A 15,716-nucleotide genomic window follows, 5' to 3' on the forward strand; every position below is an offset into this window, starting at 1 on the left:
GCCTCACGGGAGTAATCGATATCGTGCGTCGGATGCGTCAGTCCCCACCGAACGAGGACTGACACCATGCACACCACGATCCTGGCCCTGGACCTGGGCACCACCACCGGCTGGGCGCTGCGCGACCGCACCGGCCGCATCACCAGCGGCAGCCAATCCTTCAAGCCGCAGCGCTTCGAAGGCGGCGGCATGCGTTTCCTGCGCTTCAAGCGCTGGCTCACCGAACTGAAGGCCCACGCCGAAGGGATCGACACGCTGGTCTTCGAGGAAGTGCGCCGCCACGTCTCGACCGACGCCGCACACGCCTACGGCGGCTTCCTCGCTACGCTCACGGCCTGGTGCGAGCACCACGGCGTCCCCTACCAGGGCGTGCCGGTGGGCACGATCAAGAAGCACGTCACCGGCAAGGGCAATGCGAGCAAGGACGAGATGATGGTGGTCATGCGTGCGCGCGGCTATCAGCCCGCCGACGACAACGAAGCCGACGCCTTGGCGCTGTTGCTCTGGGCCCTCCCGCTCCACGACGCGGCGCAGGAGGCGTGAGATGGACATCCCGACTCCTCGCTACCGCTGCCCGCTGGGGCGCCTGCAGCCCGAGCCGATGGACGTGGAGGCCGTCAAGCGCCGCGGCTGGCGCGAGCAACGCCTGCTCGTCGTCTGCCTCGACGACGACCGGCTCGACTGGGTGGAGCGCGAGCTGATCCGCCGAATCGGCGAGCGGCTCTACGGTGCACGGGAGGCGCGCCATGGCTGAGTGGACCGTCGAGCGTGTGGACGAACGCTTCCGGGAGGCGGCCATCACCGCCCACCGCTTGCCGTCCGTGCGCGTGCAGGGCTACTTCAACACCTGGCCGGCGATTCGGCGCATGCCGTGGGAGACGCTTGGCGCCGAGGCCCCGATCCGGCGCTTCCCGCCCAGTCCCGAGGCCATCGAGCGCATGCTCGAAGCCATGCGCTGGGTGCAGTGGCTGGAGGAAGAGGAACGGCACCTCGTGTGGATGCGCGCCGAGCGCCACCGCTGGCGCGACGTCTGCGCGCGCTTTGGCTGCGACCGCACCACGGCCTGGCGGCGGTGGCAGCGGGCGTTGCATTTGGTGGCCGATCACCTCAACGGCGTCGCCTTGACGGCGTAGTGTTTTGGCGTGATTTGGCGGGTGGGGTCGTGCATCCGCGTGCATCGGCGGCGAAATGCGGCTTTGGCCCCTGCAACAGATCCGCCGTTTCGGGGGTAGGATTTCGGCTAACTTCTGGACAGCGGTGACGCCCGACGAAGCCGCCCGCGCAGCGATGGGTCCTTCCTGGCCCAAGCGCGATGCGGGGGGCGCGAGCGCGGCATCGCCCTAGCGTCAAACTGCAAACCGAGGTTTGCAGGGTTTGCGGTTTGCACCCCGCCACCATTCAGTACGCATTACACAACCCGCCCACGGTCTGAACGTCGGCGGGTTTTCTCATTTCAACGCAGCAGCGACCCTCGCGGCCCGTGACGGGGCTTTCCTCCTTTCACCCGTCCGGGCCGCTGGCCTTTTATGCGACGAACAGACCTCTGCCGATCACCGCTGATGACAGACGTGGCGACAGGGGGCGAGTGGCGTCCGTTTCCAGGCGACACCCGCTACGAGGTCTGCAGTCTCGGCGCCGTTCGCAACACGCGAACCGGTCATGTACTCAAGCCGTGGCTGGCGGGATATGGCTACTGGTACGTACAACTTGGCGCGAAGGGACTCAAGACCGGCATCCATCGCTTGGTTGCGCTGACTTTTCTTGGCCCGCCGCCGAGCCCGCTGCACGAAGTCGCACATTCCGACGGCAATCGCCACAACAACGCGATCACCAACTTGCGCTGGGCCACGCATGCGCAGAACGTGGCCGACAGCTTCGTGCATGGCACAGCCCATGTTCCAGTATTTCGAGGGCAACGGCACCCGCGTACCACGCTCACCGACAGTGCGGTGCGAGAGATTCGCCGCCGCTACTCGGGAAGGCGTGGCGAGCAAATCCGTTTGGCGCGCGAGTTTGACGTTTCTCGCCACGTCATCCATCACATTGTCCGAGGTGAGACTTGGTTGCATCTGAGCTAAACCTGCAGCATTGGCCGATAGAGCGATTGATCGACTACGCGCGCAACCCGCGCAAGAACGATCACGCGGTCGACCGGATGGCTGCGGCCATCGTAGAGTTTGGATTCCGGATTCCTGTCGTGGCCCGCAGCACAGGTGAAGTGGTGGACGGGCATTTGCGGCTCAAGGCGGCGCGCAAGCTCGGCCTCAAGACCGTCCCGGTAGTTCTGTCCGATGAACTCTCCGATGTTCAGATCAAGGCCTTTCGGCTGATCGCCAACCGGTCCGTCAGTTGGGCGCAATGGGACGAGGAACTGCTTTCGCTGGAACTGGCCGAGTTGTCGGAGGCGGGTTACGACTTGGGTCTGACCGGATTCTCCAGCGAAGAGATCGAGGAACTGCTGGCCGGCATCACTGAAGACCCTGCCACCGAAGATGAAGCGGCTGCGGGCAGTGAGTCCTCGAATGCGGACGAGGACGACGTCACACCGCCCGCGGTGGCGGTCACGCGCCCCGGCGACTTGTGGCTGCTGGGCAAACATCGGCTGCTCTGCGCCGACAGCCGCGACGCGGTCGCCGTCGCGCGCCTCCTCGAGGGCGAGCGGGCGCACCTGCTCTTCACCAGCCCGCCGTATGCCAATCAGCGCGACTACACCACCGGCGGCATCGCGGACTGGGACGCGCTGATGCAAGGCGTGTTTGGCGCTGCTCGCGGCGCGTTGCGCGAGGACACGCAAATCCTGGTCAACCTCGGGCTCGTGCATCGCGACAACGAGTGGCAGCCGTACTGGGACGGCTGGATCGCATGGATGCGCACTCAAGGCTGGCGGCGCTTTGGCTGGTACGTGTGGGACCAGTCGGTGACCGTGCCCGGCGACTGGGCCGGGCGGCTGGCGCCCCGCCACGAGTTCGTCTTCCACTTCAACCGACGCTCGCGCAAGCCGAACAAGATCGTGCCCTGCAAGTGGGCCGGGCACGAGACGCACCTGCGCGCCGACGGATCGTCCACCGCGATGCGCGGCAAGGACGGCACGGTCGGCGCCTGGTGCCACGCGGGGCTGCCGACGCAGGACTTCCGCATCCCGGACTCGGTCATCGAGGTGACGCGCCAGCGCGGCCGCATCGGTGAGGGTATCGACCATCCGGCGGTGTTCCCGCTGGGCCTGCCGAAGTTCTTCATCGAGGCCTACACCGACGCGGGCGAGATCGTCTTCGAGCCGTTCGCGGGCTCGGGCACCACGCTGCTGGCCGGCCAACTCACCGGCCGCCCGGTACGCGCCATCGAACTCGCTCCAGAGTACGTGGACGTCGCGCTGCGCCGCTGGCTGCAGCACCACCCGGGCATGGAACCTGTGCTCTCGACCACCGGCCAGCCCTTCGCCGAAGTCGCCGCCGAGCGGCTGGGCGAGACGGCGGAGGCGGCAGAGTGAACTGGCTCGCCGAGCGCATCGAGCACTGGCCGATCGACAAGCTGCTGCCCTACGTGCGCAATGCCCGCCAGCACTCGGAGGAGCAGATCGCGAGAATCGCCGCATCGATTGCCGAGTTCGGCTTCGTCAATCCCATTCTCACCGGCGCCGACGGCGTGCTGGTGGCGGGCCACGGGCGGCTTGCCGCCGCGCGCAAACTGGGCCTGGCCACCGTGCCGGTGGTGGTGCTCGACCACCTCACACCGACCCAGCGCCGCGCCTTGGTGCTCGCCGACAATCGGCTCGCGGAGCTGGCGACCTGGGACGATGCCCTGCTGCGCATCGAACTGGAGGCGCTGCAGGACGATGGCTTCGATCTCGATCTCACCGGATTCGACGCCGATGCACTGGCAGAACTGCTGGCCGATGAGGAACCCCAGATCGAGGGCCGCACGGAAGACGACGCCGCGCCCGACGTGCCCGAGGAACCCGTCTCCCGGCCGGGCGACGTCTGGCGACTCGGGCCGCACCGGCTGGTGTGCGGCGACGCGACCACCGCCGAGGCCTACGCGCGCCTGTTTCCGGACGGCGAACGGGCGGACATGGTCTTCACCGATCCGCCCTACAACGTGAACTACGCCAACAGCGCGAAGGACAAGCTGCGCGGCAAACACCGCCCCATCCTCAACGATGCGCTGGGTGAAGGCTTCTACGATTTCCTCTTTGATGCGCTGGCGCTGATCATGGCGCACACCCGAGGCGCGATCTACGTCGCCATGTCCTCCAGCGAACTGGACACGCTGCAAGCGGCCTTCCGCGCCGCCGGCGGGCACTGGTCGACCTTCATCATCTGGGCCAAGAACACCTTCACGCTGGGCCGCTCGGACTACCAGCGCCAGTACGAGCCGATCCTCTACGGCTGGCCCGAAGGCGCGACGCGCCACTGGTGCGGCGACCGCGACCAGGGCGACGTCTGGCAGATCAAGAAGCCAGCGAAGAACGATCTGCACCCGACCATGAAGCCGGTGGAACTGGTCGAGCGCGCGATTCGCAATTCGAGCCGCCCGGGCAACGTGGTCCTGGACCCGTTCGGTGGCTCGGGCACGACACTCATCGCCGCCGAGAAGTCAGGGCGGCAGGCGCGGCTGATCGAGCTCGATCCGAAGTATGCGGACGTGATCGTGCGGCGCTGGCAGGACTGGACGGGGCGGCAAGCCACCCGCGAGGCGGATGGCCTGGCCTTCGATCAGGCGGCGAGCGACTCGTCGGCGATCGCGCAGTGAATCACGAACCCGGTCAGATAGGGCAGCCCGCGCGGGATGTGCTGCCCCATCGCGACTCAGGCAAGCCGGTAGACGCGCTCGCCGCCCGGGGATCTCTCGGAGACGATCGTCAGGCCCAGTTTCTTCTTCAGCGCCCCGGCCAAGGTGCCGCGCACCGTGTGCGCCTGCCAGCCGGTGCTGTCCATGATCTGGCGGAGGGTGGCGCCTTCGGGACGCTGCAGCATCGCGATCACCTGCGCCTGCTTGCTGTCGGCGCGGGGGCGGCGGGGCTCGGCGCTGCGATGCGCATCCTGCGCCCAGGTGGCTTCGGCGGCGTTCACCGCCGCCTCCAGGTCGGCCTCGTCGCGCGCCGTCTGCGCCTGCTCGGCCCGGGCGATCACCGCATCGAGTTTCGCAACGAAGGACTGGCGCGGGGCGGTGCGGACACCCGGGCGCGGCACGCCCAAGGCCTCGTAGCCTGCGTCGGCAACGACCCAGACCTCGCCCTGGCGGGCGATCAGGGCGCGGTTGGCCAGGCCGTCGAGCACCTTGCGGCGGGCACCGCCTTGGATGTGCTCGGGGAACCAGTCGATTCGGCCGTCGCTGTGCTCGAGCGCATGGGCCAGGATCGCGTGCTGGGCGGGGGTCAGGGTGATGGTGCTCATGGTCTGCTCCTGGATAGGGATGGATCGGCGCGAGTCAGTCTTCCCACAGGTGCTCGCCATCGAGGCTGATCCACAGGCGCGCATCGCGCGCGGTGGCCATCTCGCGCACCGCCAAGCCGGTTTTGAGGTGGGTGCCGGTCTTGCCGGTGAAGTCGTAACGCTGGCCGTCGTGCATCACGGTCGCTGGGCCTTGCTCGTCGAACTCGATTCGGATCAGGCGGGTGCCGAGGGCGTTTCCGTTGGTGTCGGTGACCTGGGGTTGGCGGATGCGCAGGGTCATGGTCTGCTCCTTGGTGCGTGGTGATTGGGTGAGGTGATGAACGCGCTGTTCGCGTGAGAAGCCAAGCGTTCTTGCTTGGCTTCGCATTGCTCGTCAGACCTTGCGCAACACCGAGATGCCGGCCTGCGCCAGTTCGAGCGCGGCGGCGTGGAAGGCCATCTCGCCGACCCAGGGCGCAGCCCTTGCGTCGTCAAACAAGCGGTCGATGACCGGCCGGGCCTTGGCGCGCATCGCGGCGCAGGCGGCTTCGAGCTCGTCGCGGCTGGCGGCGGCCACCTCCTTGCGGCAAGTGCGCACCAGCACCGTCAACGCTGCCTCGGCGAGCTTGGTGGCGAGAAGGTCGGGGGTGTGGGGGTTCATCGGGCGTCCTTTCGATCGGGTGGTTCGGGGTGACGTGATGAACGCGCTGTTCGCCCGTGAAGCCAAGCGTTTTCTGCGGGTGTTGGCCAAGAACTGACGATGAATGGATCGAAGAGGGCCATGGGCATCTCGATTCGCGCCTACGCCCGCCACCGTGGGGTATCGGACACCGCCGTACACAAGGCCATCCGCACCGGACGCATCACGCCCGAGGCGGACGGCACCATCGACCCAGACCGGGCCGACCGCGACTGGACCCGGAACTCCGAGCCGCCGAAGGCGGGAACGGGCTCCCGGACCGTGAAGGTGCGGGTGGCGGAGGATCCGGCCCCGAACCTCGCCGCCGGGCTGCCCGCGGGCGGCACCACGCTCGTGCAGGCGCGCACGGTCAACGAGGTGGTCAAGGCGCAGACCAACAAGGTGCGGCTGGCCCGCCTCAAGGGCGAACTGGTCGATCGCCACCAGGCCATCGCGCATGTGTTCAAGCTCGCCCGCACCGAGCGCGACGCTTGGCTCAACTGGCCGGCGCGGATCTCGGCGCAGATGGCGGCCCGGCTCGGCGTGGAGGCTCACACCCTGCACGTGGCCCTGGATGCCGCCGTGCGCGAGCACCTCGCCGAGCTCGGGGAACTCAAGGTTCGGGTCGATTGATGGACGAGTTCGCCTATGAGGGCTGGGACGTCATCGAGCGCGCTTGGCGCGAGGGCCTCACGCCGGACCCGCTGCTCACCGTCTCCGAATGGGCCGACCGTCACCGGGTGCTGTCGAGCAAGGCCTCGAGCGAGCCGGGGCGCTGGCGCACCGCGCGCACGCCGTATCTGAAGGCGATCATGGACTGCCTGTCGCCGACCTCGCCCATCGAGCGCGTGGTGTTCATGAAGGGCGCGCAGGTGGGCGCGACCGAGACCGGCTCGAACTGGATCGGCTACGTGATCCACCACGCCCCCGGGCCGATGATGGCGGTGTGGCCCACCGTGGAGATGGCCAAGCGCAACTCCAAGCAGCGGATCGACCCGCTGATCGAGGAGTCGCCGGTGCTCTGCGAACTCATCGCCCCGGCGAGAAGCCGCGACTCGGGCAACACCATCCTGGCCAAGGAGTTCCGGGGTGGCGTGCTGGTGATGACCGGCGCGAACAGCGCCGTCGGGCTGCGCTCGATGCCGGTGCGGTATCTGTTCCTCGACGAGGTCGACGGCTATCCGTTGGACGTCGAGGGTGAAGGCGATGCGATCTCGCTGGCCGAAGCCCGTACACGCACGTTCGCGCGGCGCAAGATCTTCATCGTCTCGACGCCGACGATCGCGGGTGCCTCGGCCATCGAGCGCGAATACGAGGCCAGCGACCAGCGTCGCTACTTCGTGCCGTGTCCGCATTGCTCGCACCGGCAGTGGCTGCGCTTCGAGCAACTGCGTTGGGAGAAGGGCCGGCCCGAGACGGCGGCGTATGTGTGCGAATCATGCGAGACGGCGATCGCCGAGCACCACAAGACCTGGATGCTGGAGCACGGCGAGTGGCGCGCGACGGCGGAAGGCTCGGGCAAGACGGCGGGGTTTCATCTGTCGTCGCTGTACAGCCCGCTGGGCTGGCGCGCCTGGTGCGAGATCGCCGCTGCGTGGGAAGCTGCCGTCAGTAAAGAGTCGGGATCGGCCGCTGCCATCAAGACTTTCAAGAACACCGAGCTCGGCGAGACCTGGGTCGAGGAGGGCGAAGCGCCCGACTGGCAACGCCTGCTGGAGCGCCGCGAGGACTATGCCATCGGCACCATTCCCGCAGGCGGCCTGCTGCTCACCGCCGGCGCCGACGTGCAGAAGGACCGCATCGAGGTCTCGGTCTGGGCCTTCGGGCGCGGCAAGGAGGCCTGGCTCATCGAGCACCGGGTGCTGATGGGCGACACCGCACGGGATGCGGTGTGGAAGGCGCTGGGCGGGATGCTCGCCGAGACCTGGACCCATGCCTCGGGCGCGGCCATGCCGCTGGCCCGCTTGGCGCTGGACACCGGCTTTGCGACCCAGGAGGCCTATGCCTTCGTGCGCGCCTACCGCGACGCGCGGGTGATGGCGGTCAAGGGCGTGCGGACGGGTTCGATGGGGGGCGCAGCCCTGATCGGCACACCGACGGCGGTCGATGTCTCGCAGGCGGGCAAGAAGCTGCGCCGGGGCATCAAGGTGTATGCGGTCGCGGTGGGGCTCGCCAAGTTAGAGTTCTACAACCACCTGCGCCAGAGCGCGGAGGTGGCCGACGACGGCGTGACGGTGACCTACCCGGCCGGTTTCGTCCACCTGCCCAAGATCGACGCCGAGTTCATCCAGCAGCTCTGCGCCGAGCAACTGATCACCCGCCGCGACAGGAATGGCTTTCCGGTGCGGGAGTGGCAGAAGGTGCGCGAGCGCAACGAAGCGCTGGACTGCTACGTGTACGCCCGCGCCGCCGCTGCGGCCTCGGGGCTCGACCGCTTCGAGGAACGCCACTGGCGCGAACTGGAGCGGCAACTGGGGCTGGACAGTCTGCCAGCCCTTGAAACAACCACCGAATCCATCAACGAGGCCACCCCACGCGGTGGCCTTCCTGTTTCTGCAACCCGAAACACCGGCCGGCGTGTGATCCGCAGCCCCTGGCTGCGCTGATCCCCGCTGGCCGTCCCGAACCCCGAAGGAGAACCCATGAGTCTGGCCACTCGCATCGAAAGCCTGGTCATCCGCGTCGCGCAGGAGTTCAACGACGTCCGCGCCAAGGCCGGCAATCTCGCCAACCTCACCACCACCGACAAGTCCAGCCTGGTGGCGGCGATCAACGAGCTCAAGGCCGCGGTGCTGGCATCGGGCGCGATCGACGACAGCCAGGTCGCCACCACCAGCACCTACTCGTCGAGCAAGATCGTCACGCTGCTCGATGCGCTCAAAGCCGAGATTCTGGGCGGGGCGGATGCCGCCTATGACACCCTGCTGGAGATCCAGCAGCTGCTGCAAAACGGCACCAGTGGCCTCGATGCCTTGCTGGCGGCGGTGAACAACCGGGTGCGCTTCGATGCGGCGCAGACGCTCACCGCGGCCGAAGCTGCGCAGGCACGCAGCAACATCGGCGCGGTGGCCTCTGCCGACGTGGGTGACACCGAGACCGACTTCGTCGCGATCTTCGAAGGAGCGCTGCTCTGATGAGCCTGGCTTCGCGCATCGCCGCCTTGGCCAGCCGCATCGGCATCGAGGTCCAGACCAAGATCGATGCCAGCCATCCGGGGCTGGCCCGCGCCTGGGTGTGCTTCGGCCATGTCGGCAACCAGATCGTCGTGCGCGCCGCGCACAACGTGTCCAGCGTCACCCGCACCGCAGCCGGCCGCTACCGCGTGAGCTTTGCCACACCGATGCCGGACGTGAATTACTGCTGGACGGCGCTGGCCCGCAGCAGTACCAACAGCGGCACGCAGCGCATCGCCGTCGTGCGCGCCACCTCCGACCAGAAGACCGCCCAGCATGTCGATATCGCGTGCGCGACCGCTGGCGGGTCCTTTGCCGACTCCACCGAAATCAACCTCGTGGTCTACCGCTGATGGCCTACACCCAAGCCGACCTCGATGTGCTGGAAGCCGCACTCGCCAAGGGCGAGAAGCGCGTGACCTTCGGCGACAAGACCGTCGAGTACCGCAGCGTCGAGGAGCTCCAGGCCGCGATTCGCCAGGTGAAACGCGATCTGTTCGAGCAGGCCGTGGCCACGGGGCTATGGCCCGGCGCGCCGCGGCAGATCCGCCTTCACACGACCAAGGGGACGTGATGGGCTGGCGCACCTCACAAACGCCAGCAAGCTGGCTCAGCACCCTCAAGCGCCGGCTGCTGGGCACGAGTCCCACCTACGACGGCGTGGGCGGCGGCCGCCGGGCCCTAGCCTGGCAGGTCGGCAATCCCGGGGCGGTCGCGGCGCTGGCCTACACGCAACACGAACTGCGCGCCAAGAGCCGCGATCTCGCGCGGCGCAACACCTGGGCGGCCGCCGGCATCGAGGCCTTCGTGGCCAACGCCATCGGCACCGGCATCAAGCCGCAGAGCATGGTGACGGATGCGGCCGTGCGCGAGGCCATCCACGCGCTGTGGTGGGACTGGGTGGAGGAGGCCGACGCGGCGGGCTTGACCGACTTCTACGGCCTGCAGGCGCTGGCCTGCCGCGCGATGCTCGAAGGCGGCGAGGCGCTGGTGCGCCTGCGCTGGCGCCGCCCCGAGGATGGTCTGCCCGTGGGGCTGCAGCTGCAAGTGCTCGAGCCAGAACACCTGCCGGTGACTCTCCACCGCGATCTGCCCTCGGGGAACGTCATCCGCGCCGGCATCGAGTTCGACCGGCTCGGGCGGCGCGTGGCCTACCACTTGACCCGCTCGCACCCGGGCGACGGGAGTCTTGCGCCGATGTCAGGCACGGGGGCTGCCGCAGGAGGGCTGGACACCGTGCGCGTGCCCGCAGACGAGGTGATCCACCTGTTTCGGCCCTTGCGACCGGGACAGATCCGCGGCGAGCCCTGGCTCGCCCGCGCCTTGGTCAAGCTCAACGAACTCGACCAGTACGACGACGCCGAGCTCGTGCGCAAGAAGACCGCGGCGATGTTCGCCGGCTTCATCACACGGCTCGCCCCCGAGGACAGCCTGATGGGCGAGGGGCTGCCCGATGCACAGGGGGTGGCACTCGCCGGGCTGGAACCCGGCACCTTGCAGATCCTGGAGCCGGGCGAGGACATCAAGTTCAGTCAGCCGGCGGACGTCGGTTCGAGCTACGGCGAGTTCATGCGCCAGCAGTTCCGGGCGGTAGCCGCCGCCATGGGCATCACCTACGAGATGCTCACCGGCGATCTCACCCAGGTGAACTACTCCAGCATCCGTGCGGGGCTCTTGGAGTTCCGCCGCCGCTGCGAAGCGATCCAGCACGGGGTGATCGTGCATCAGCTCTGTCGCCCGGTGTGGCGGGCCTGGATGGAGCAGGCGGTGCTGGAAGGTGCCCTGTCGCTGCCGGGCTTTGCGCGCCGGCGCCGAGAGTTCCTCGCTGCCAAGTGGATCCCGCAGGGCTGGCAGTGGGTCGATCCGCTCAAGGAGTTCAACGCCTTGAAGCTCGCGATCCGCGCCGGGCTGATGAGCCGCTCGGAGGCGATCTCGGCCTACGGCTACGACGCCGAGGACATCGACCGCGAGATCGCTGCGGACAACGCACGAGCGGACGACCTCGGGCTGGTCTTCGACTCGGATCCGCGGCACGACCAAGCATCGAGGCCGGTGCCGACACCTGCGCCCGACACCGACTTTCAGGATTGACACCGATGCTGCCTCACCTCGCCGCCCGCCTGTTCAGCACGCCCCTGCTCGTGCAGCGCGCCAAGCTCGACCTGATCCTGGCCGTGCTCTCCGACCGCCTGAATCTCGCCGCGCCGGACGTCGAACTCGCGCCGCCACTGCCGAAGGCTTCCAACCCTGCGGCATTTCCGGAACGTTCGATCGCCGTGATCCCGATCCACGGCACGCTGGTCAAGCGCACGCTGGGGCTGGAAGCCGCCTCGGGGCTGATGAGCTACGCCGAGATCGGTGCGCGCTTGGAGGCGGCACTTGGAGATCCGCAGGTGGCCGGCATCGTGCTCGACATCGACTCGCCCGGTGGCGAGACCGGCGGCTGCTTCGAGCTTGCCCGCCGCGTGCGCGAGGCGGCGGCCGTGAAGCCCATCTGGGCCGTGGCCAACGACGCCGCCTTCTCCGCGGCCTACGCCATCGGCTGCGCCGCGCAGCGGCTCTTCGTCACCGAGACCGGCGGCGTGGGCTCGATCGGGGTGATCGCGCTGCATGTCGATCAGTCGGTCAAGGACACCCAAGAGGGCCTGCGCTACACCGCGATCACCGCGGGCGCGCGCAAGAACGACTACTCGCCGCACGCGCCGCTGGCCGATGCCGCACGCGCGGCGCTGCAGGCCGAGGTGGACCGGCTCCACGCGCTCTTCGTCGCGCACGTGGCGGCGATGCGCGGCCTCGACGAGGACGTGGTGCGCGCGACCGAGGCCGCGCTCTTCTTCGGCCCGCAGGCCGTCGAAGCACATCTGGCCGACGGCGTGGCCGCGCTGCCCGCGGTGCTCACCGAGTTCGACCGACATCTTGCTGCCGCGCGGCGTCCGTCTTCCCCGCCGCGCCACGCCCCGACCGGGAAGGCGACCTTACCGCGAGGAACCTCCACCATGACCGATTCCCCCTCTGATGCTGCGCCCGAACCCCTGGGCGCGGATGCGGCCGCCGCCCTGGTGGCCGAAGCGCGCCGTGAGGCGACTCAATCCGCGCAGGCCATTGTCGAGATGTGCCTGATCGCCGGCGTCCCCGACAGGGCCGCTGAGTTTATCGCCGCCGGCCGCACCGACGCCGAGGTGCGCCGCGCCCTGCTCGAGGCGCGCGCTGAGCGCAGCAAGGAGTCCGCCGTGCGCTCGACCCATGGCCCCCAGGACTGGGGCGCCCCCGGCGCCGATCCGGCCGCCTCGCCGGTGGTCGCCGCCGTCAAAAAACTCGTGACCCGGGAGTAAGCCATGCCCACGCTCACCCAAGCCCCCACCCTCGGCGACCTTCTGAAGTACGAGGCGCCAAACCTGTATTCGCGCGAGCGCTCGACCGTGGCCGCCGGGCAGTACCTGCCGCTGGGCGCCGTGGTCGGCCGCATGGCGGCCACCGGCAAGCTCAAGGCCCTCGACCCGAGCGCCGCCGACGGCACGGAAGTGGCCGCAGGCGTCCTGGGCAATGCGGTCGATGCGACGCTGATCGACCGTGAGGACGCGATCCTGATCGCCCGCCACGCCATCGTCGCGCGAGGCGCGCTCGTCTGGCCCGCAGGCATCACGGCCGCGCAGAAGGCCGCCGCCATCGCCCAGCTGGAAGCGCGCGGCATCCTGGTGCGCGACAGCGCCTGACCGACACCCGATCCCGACCCTTCGAGCGACCCGCCGCCTGGCGGGTTTGTCATATCTGGAGACCTCCATGCTCAACCCCTTCGATGCCCCCGGCTTCTCGATGGCCAGCCTCACGGCGGCCATCAACCTGATCCCCAACCGCTACGGGCGGCTGGAAGCCTTGAACCTGTTTCCGGCCAAGCCCGTGCGCACGCGCCAGGTCGTCATCGAGGAGTACGCCGGGCGCCTGAACCTGCTGCCCACCCGGCCGCCCGGCTCGCCCGGCACGGTGGGCGAACGCGGCCAGCGCCGGCTGCGTTCCTTCGTCGTCCCGCACATCCCGCACGACGACGTGGTGCTGCCCGAGGAGGTCCAGGGCATCCGGGCCTTCGGCTCGGAGACGGAAATGGAGGCCGTGGCCGGCGTGCTGGCGCGGCACCTGGAGACCATGCGCAACAAGCACGCGATCACCCTCGAACACCTGCGCATGGGCGCGCTCAAGGGCCAGATCCTGGACGCCGACGGCAGCACGATCTACGACCTGTTCGACGAGTTCGACCTGAGCCAGGCGGTCATCGCCTTCGACCTGGCCAATGCCAACAGCGACGTCAAAGGCCACTGCTATGAGGTGCTGGCCCACATCGAGGAGAACCTGAAGGGCGAGTTCATGACCGGCGTGCACGTCCTGTGCTCGCCTGAGTTCTTCCGGGCGCTCACCGGCCACAAGGCGGTCAAGGAGGCCTACACGAACTGGCAGCAGGGGGCGATCCTGATCAACGACGTGCGCGCCGGCTTCGTCTTCGCCGGCATCACCTTCGAGGAGTACCGCGGTCAGGCCAGCAGCCCGGATGGCACGGTGCGCCGCTTCATCGCCGCGGGCGAGGCCCACGCCTTCCCGCTGGGCACGGTGGACACCTTCGCCACCTACTTCGCGCCGGCCGACTTCAACGAGACGGTGGGCACCCTCGGCCAGCCGCTCTACGCCAAGCAGGAGCCGCGCAAGTTCGATCGCGGCACCGATCTGCACACCCAGAGCAACCCGCTGCCGATGTGCCACCGGCCCGGCGTGCTGGTGAAGCTGACCGTCTGAGGGTGCCTGTCCGATGGTCCGTGTGGAGGATCTGTACGACGCCGCCGAGCGCGCGGGGCTCTTGACGCCCGTCGTGGTGGGCACCACCACCGTGCACTGTGCGTTCCGTGCGCCGGACGAGACGGTGCTCGACGGCCTGGCGCTGGCGCGCGACTTCGAGCTCGAATACGCGGCCTCGCGCATCCATCTCGCACTGGGCGACGTGGTCACCATCGCCGGCGAGTCCTACCGCGTGCGCGAGGTGAGGGCGCTCGGCGACGGCCGCGAGTGCCGGGCGAGGCTCGCGAGGCTGCCATGAACTCGGTGCGCGAGCGCCTGCTGCGCACCCTCGTCGATCGGCTCACGGCGGCCCTGGCCCCGGCACCCGTGCTGCGCCAGCCGGCGACACCGCTGCCCCGCGAGGCCGGCCCTGCCTTGCTCGTCTTCGTCGAGGGCGACGCCCTCACCGCGCACGCCAACCGGCTGGTGGACCGGGCGCTCACCGTGCGCCTGGTCGCGCTCGCGCGCGGCGCGGACGCCTTCGACGCGGCCGACCGGCTGATCGTCGCCGCCCACGCCGCCGTGCTCGCGGACCCGAACCTGGGCGGCCTGGCGCTCGCGGTGCGCGAGCTCGACGCCGACTGGGACGCCGACGACCTCGATGCCGGCACGGTGATGCTGCCGGCGCGCTACGAGATCCGCTACCGCACCCACGCCCTCGACCTCACCCAAACAGGATGAACCCCTTATGCCAAATCTCTCCATCGAGCTACTGAAACCCCATACCCACGCAGGCAAGCGCCTCGCTGTGGGTGAGCGCCTCGACATCCACGAGGCCAGCGCCCGCTGGCTGATCGCCCAGGGCGTGGCCCGGCTCGTCACGCCGGAGTCCTCGACCCCATCCCTCAAACCCTCGCGCCGTGACGGTTCCGCCGTCGGGACCCCATCCACGCACACCCCCACGGGAGACTGACCATGGCCTACTTCTCTGGACAGGGACGCGTCTACATCGGCGCGCGCGACTCGGCCGGCAATCCGGCCGGCCTCACCTTCGTCGGCAACGTGCCGGAACTGAAGGTGTCGCTGTCGGTGGACACCATCGAGCACCAGGAGGCGCAGTCCGGCCAGCGCCTGACCGACCTGCAGCTCATCAAGACCAAGAAGGGCGAGTTCGCCTGCACGCTGGAAGAACTCATCCCGACCAACCTGGCGCTGGCGCTCTACGGGCACAGCACTCAAGTCACGCCAGGCACGGTCACCGGCGAAGCCTTGCCCAACCCGGTCACGCCGGGGCACCTCTATCCGCTCACGATGCAAAACGTCTCGGCGGTGCAGGTGCAGGACTCGGACAGCCCGCCCAAGACGCTGCCGGCCAGCCAGTACAGCGTCAACGCCAAGCACGGGTCGCTGGTGATCCTGGATGCCACCACCGGCGGCCCGTACACCGAGCCCTTCACGGTGGACTATGCGTTTGGTGCGGCCAGCCACACGGCCATGTTCACGCAAGCCTTGCCCGAGCGCTGGATCCGCTTCGAGGGCCTCAACACCGCCGATGGCAACCGCGAGGTGGTGATCGATCTGTACCGCGTGGCCATCAACCCGGCCAAGGAGCTGTCCATCATCACCGACGAGCTGCTCAAGTTCGAACTCTCCGGCCAGGTGCTGGCGGACCTCACCAAGCCGGTCGGCGGCGATCTCGGCCAGTTCGGCCGCCTGGTGCTGTTGTAAGGA

At 68.7% G+C, this 15,716-nt stretch carries 22 protein-coding genes; 19 read left to right on the plus strand and 3 right to left on the minus strand.

Going from position 1 to position 15,716, the window contains the following annotated elements; all coding sequences use genetic code 11:
* Positions 1 to 66: 66 nt before the first annotated feature.
* The 6 genes from EL388_RS11950 (at position 67) to EL388_RS11975 (ending at position 4,749) form a co-directional block, all read left to right on the plus strand.
* The gene (locus EL388_RS11950; protein WP_126463625.1) at positions 67 to 543 is read left to right on the plus strand and encodes a crossover junction endodeoxyribonuclease RuvC; all 477 of its coding nucleotides are present in this window, start codon (positions 67 to 69) and stop codon (positions 541 to 543) included.
* 1 nt (position 544) lies between these two features.
* Positions 545 to 754: a hypothetical protein gene (locus EL388_RS11955; RefSeq protein WP_024892267.1), complete on the plus strand. Its 210-nt coding sequence runs from the start codon at positions 545 to 547 to the stop codon at positions 752 to 754.
* On the plus strand, positions 747 to 1,133 hold the full coding sequence (locus EL388_RS11960; RefSeq protein ID WP_126463626.1) for a DUF6362 family protein: 387 nt from the start codon (positions 747 to 749) through the stop codon (positions 1,131 to 1,133). Before EL388_RS11955 ends, EL388_RS11960 begins: the two co-directional genes overlap by 8 nt.
* Positions 1,134 to 1,559: 426 nt before the next feature.
* Positions 1,560 to 2,078 carry an HNH endonuclease gene (locus tag EL388_RS11965; RefSeq protein WP_054284880.1) on the plus strand — a complete coding sequence of 173 codons (519 nt, stop codon included), beginning with the start codon at positions 1,560 to 1,562 and terminating at the stop codon, positions 2,076 to 2,078.
* Entirely contained in the window at positions 2,060 to 3,487 is a 1,428-nt protein-coding gene (locus EL388_RS11970; protein ID WP_476755996.1) for a DNA modification methylase, read from the plus strand. The genes EL388_RS11965 and EL388_RS11970 overlap by 19 nt, the downstream gene beginning before the upstream one ends.
* The gene (locus EL388_RS11975; protein ID WP_126463629.1) at positions 3,484 to 4,749 is read left to right on the plus strand and encodes a site-specific DNA-methyltransferase; all 1,266 of its coding nucleotides are present in this window, start codon (positions 3,484 to 3,486) and stop codon (positions 4,747 to 4,749) included. The genes EL388_RS11970 and EL388_RS11975 overlap by 4 nt, the downstream gene beginning before the upstream one ends.
* 56 nt (positions 4,750 to 4,805) lie before the next feature.
* Here EL388_RS11975 and EL388_RS11980 read toward each other — a convergent pair whose 3' ends face one another.
* The 3 genes from EL388_RS11980 to EL388_RS11990 form a co-directional block, all read right to left on the minus strand.
* Positions 4,806 to 5,393: a DUF3489 domain-containing protein gene (locus EL388_RS11980; protein WP_126463630.1), complete on the minus strand. Its 588-nt coding sequence runs from the start codon at positions 5,391 to 5,393 to the stop codon at positions 4,806 to 4,808.
* Between the two features lie 34 nt (positions 5,394 to 5,427).
* Complete coding sequence (locus EL388_RS11985) at positions 5,428 to 5,673, minus strand: hypothetical protein (protein WP_019562355.1); 246 nt, start codon at positions 5,671 to 5,673, stop codon at positions 5,428 to 5,430.
* Between the two features lie 93 nt (positions 5,674 to 5,766).
* A complete protein-coding gene (locus EL388_RS11990; protein ID WP_126463631.1) occupies positions 5,767 to 6,033 on the minus strand; it encodes a hypothetical protein in 267 nt (88 codons plus the stop codon).
* Between the two features lie 120 nt (positions 6,034 to 6,153).
* On the opposite strand from EL388_RS11990, the gene EL388_RS11995 reads away from it, so the two are divergent.
* The 13 genes from EL388_RS11995 (at position 6,154) to EL388_RS12055 (ending at position 15,713) form a co-directional block, all read left to right on the plus strand.
* Positions 6,154 to 6,684 (plus strand): hypothetical protein, encoded by a 531-nt coding sequence (locus tag EL388_RS11995; protein ID WP_054284875.1) that lies wholly within the window; start codon positions 6,154 to 6,156, stop codon positions 6,682 to 6,684.
* On the plus strand, positions 6,684 to 8,657 hold the full coding sequence (locus EL388_RS12000) for a phage terminase large subunit family protein (RefSeq protein WP_126463632.1): 1,974 nt from the start codon (positions 6,684 to 6,686) through the stop codon (positions 8,655 to 8,657). The genes EL388_RS11995 and EL388_RS12000 overlap by 1 nt, the downstream gene beginning before the upstream one ends.
* Positions 8,658 to 8,693: 36 nt before the next feature.
* Positions 8,694 to 9,185, plus strand: coding sequence for a hypothetical protein (locus tag EL388_RS12005; RefSeq protein ID WP_126463633.1), 492 nt, complete (start codon positions 8,694 to 8,696; stop codon positions 9,183 to 9,185).
* On the plus strand, positions 9,185 to 9,577 hold the full coding sequence (locus tag EL388_RS12010; protein ID WP_126463634.1) for a hypothetical protein: 393 nt from the start codon (positions 9,185 to 9,187) through the stop codon (positions 9,575 to 9,577). Before EL388_RS12005 ends, EL388_RS12010 begins: the two co-directional genes overlap by 1 nt.
* Positions 9,577 to 9,798, plus strand: coding sequence for a phage head-tail joining protein (locus tag EL388_RS12015; RefSeq protein ID WP_126463635.1), 222 nt, complete (start codon positions 9,577 to 9,579; stop codon positions 9,796 to 9,798). The genes EL388_RS12010 and EL388_RS12015 overlap by 1 nt, the downstream gene beginning before the upstream one ends.
* Entirely contained in the window at positions 9,798 to 11,315 is a 1,518-nt protein-coding gene (locus EL388_RS12020; protein WP_126463636.1) for a phage portal protein, read from the plus strand. The genes EL388_RS12015 and EL388_RS12020 overlap by 1 nt, the downstream gene beginning before the upstream one ends.
* A gap of 5 nt (positions 11,316 to 11,320) precedes the next feature.
* Positions 11,321 to 12,556 carry a S49 family peptidase gene (locus tag EL388_RS12025; protein ID WP_126463637.1) on the plus strand — a complete coding sequence of 412 codons (1,236 nt, stop codon included), beginning with the start codon at positions 11,321 to 11,323 and terminating at the stop codon, positions 12,554 to 12,556.
* A gap of 3 nt (positions 12,557 to 12,559) precedes the next feature.
* Positions 12,560 to 12,937: a head decoration protein gene (locus EL388_RS12030; RefSeq protein ID WP_126463638.1), complete on the plus strand. Its 378-nt coding sequence runs from the start codon at positions 12,560 to 12,562 to the stop codon at positions 12,935 to 12,937.
* A 67-nt stretch (positions 12,938 to 13,004) separates the two neighbouring features.
* Positions 13,005 to 14,006, plus strand: a complete 1,002-nt coding sequence (locus tag EL388_RS12035; RefSeq protein ID WP_126463639.1) for a major capsid protein — start codon at positions 13,005 to 13,007, stop codon at positions 14,004 to 14,006.
* 13 nt (positions 14,007 to 14,019) lie between these two features.
* The gene (locus EL388_RS12040; RefSeq protein WP_126463640.1) at positions 14,020 to 14,304 is read left to right on the plus strand and encodes a head-tail joining protein; all 285 of its coding nucleotides are present in this window, start codon (positions 14,020 to 14,022) and stop codon (positions 14,302 to 14,304) included.
* Positions 14,301 to 14,726: a hypothetical protein gene (locus tag EL388_RS12045; protein ID WP_126463641.1), complete on the plus strand. Its 426-nt coding sequence runs from the start codon at positions 14,301 to 14,303 to the stop codon at positions 14,724 to 14,726. Before EL388_RS12040 ends, EL388_RS12045 begins: the two co-directional genes overlap by 4 nt.
* A gap of 7 nt (positions 14,727 to 14,733) precedes the next feature.
* Positions 14,734 to 14,958: a DUF7210 family protein gene (locus EL388_RS14430; protein WP_009518235.1), complete on the plus strand. Its 225-nt coding sequence runs from the start codon at positions 14,734 to 14,736 to the stop codon at positions 14,956 to 14,958.
* A 2-nt stretch (positions 14,959 to 14,960) separates the two neighbouring features.
* Entirely contained in the window at positions 14,961 to 15,713 is a 753-nt protein-coding gene (locus tag EL388_RS12055; protein ID WP_126463642.1) for a phage tail tube protein, read from the plus strand.
* Positions 15,714 to 15,716 lie beyond the last annotated feature (3 nt).

This window comes from Sulfuritortus calidifontis (genome assembly GCF_003967275.1).
Taxonomy (GTDB): Bacteria; Pseudomonadota; Gammaproteobacteria; order Burkholderiales; family Thiobacillaceae; genus Sulfuritortus; species Sulfuritortus calidifontis.

Coding starts and splice junctions, on each gene's coding strand:
- EL388_RS11950 (WP_126463625.1), top strand. CDS start 67: ATGCACACCACGATCCTGGCCCTGGACCTGGGCACCACCACCGGCTGG.
- EL388_RS11955 (WP_024892267.1), top strand. CDS start 545: ATGGACATCCCGACTCCTCGCTACCGCTGCCCGCTGGGGCGCCTGCAG.
- EL388_RS11960 (WP_126463626.1), top strand. CDS start 747: ATGGCTGAGTGGACCGTCGAGCGTGTGGACGAACGCTTCCGGGAGGCG.
- EL388_RS11965 (WP_054284880.1), top strand. CDS start 1,560: ATGACAGACGTGGCGACAGGGGGCGAGTGGCGTCCGTTTCCAGGCGAC.
- EL388_RS11980 (WP_126463630.1), bottom strand. CDS start 5,393: ATGAGCACCATCACCCTGACCCCCGCCCAGCACGCGATCCTGGCCCAT.
- EL388_RS11985 (WP_019562355.1), bottom strand. CDS start 5,673: ATGACCCTGCGCATCCGCCAACCCCAGGTCACCGACACCAACGGAAAC.
- EL388_RS11990 (WP_126463631.1), bottom strand. CDS start 6,033: ATGAACCCCCACACCCCCGACCTTCTCGCCACCAAGCTCGCCGAGGCA.
- EL388_RS11995 (WP_054284875.1), top strand. CDS start 6,154: ATGGGCATCTCGATTCGCGCCTACGCCCGCCACCGTGGGGTATCGGAC.
- EL388_RS12000 (WP_126463632.1), top strand. CDS start 6,684: ATGGACGAGTTCGCCTATGAGGGCTGGGACGTCATCGAGCGCGCTTGG.
- EL388_RS12005 (WP_126463633.1), top strand. CDS start 8,694: ATGAGTCTGGCCACTCGCATCGAAAGCCTGGTCATCCGCGTCGCGCAG.
- EL388_RS12010 (WP_126463634.1), top strand. CDS start 9,185: ATGAGCCTGGCTTCGCGCATCGCCGCCTTGGCCAGCCGCATCGGCATC.
- EL388_RS12015 (WP_126463635.1), top strand. CDS start 9,577: ATGGCCTACACCCAAGCCGACCTCGATGTGCTGGAAGCCGCACTCGCC.
- EL388_RS12020 (WP_126463636.1), top strand. CDS start 9,798: ATGGGCTGGCGCACCTCACAAACGCCAGCAAGCTGGCTCAGCACCCTC.
- EL388_RS12025 (WP_126463637.1), top strand. CDS start 11,321: ATGCTGCCTCACCTCGCCGCCCGCCTGTTCAGCACGCCCCTGCTCGTG.
- EL388_RS12030 (WP_126463638.1), top strand. CDS start 12,560: ATGCCCACGCTCACCCAAGCCCCCACCCTCGGCGACCTTCTGAAGTAC.
- EL388_RS12035 (WP_126463639.1), top strand. CDS start 13,005: ATGCTCAACCCCTTCGATGCCCCCGGCTTCTCGATGGCCAGCCTCACG.
- EL388_RS12040 (WP_126463640.1), top strand. CDS start 14,020: ATGGTCCGTGTGGAGGATCTGTACGACGCCGCCGAGCGCGCGGGGCTC.
- EL388_RS12045 (WP_126463641.1), top strand. CDS start 14,301: ATGAACTCGGTGCGCGAGCGCCTGCTGCGCACCCTCGTCGATCGGCTC.
- EL388_RS14430 (WP_009518235.1), top strand. CDS start 14,734: ATGCCAAATCTCTCCATCGAGCTACTGAAACCCCATACCCACGCAGGC.
- EL388_RS12055 (WP_126463642.1), top strand. CDS start 14,961: ATGGCCTACTTCTCTGGACAGGGACGCGTCTACATCGGCGCGCGCGAC.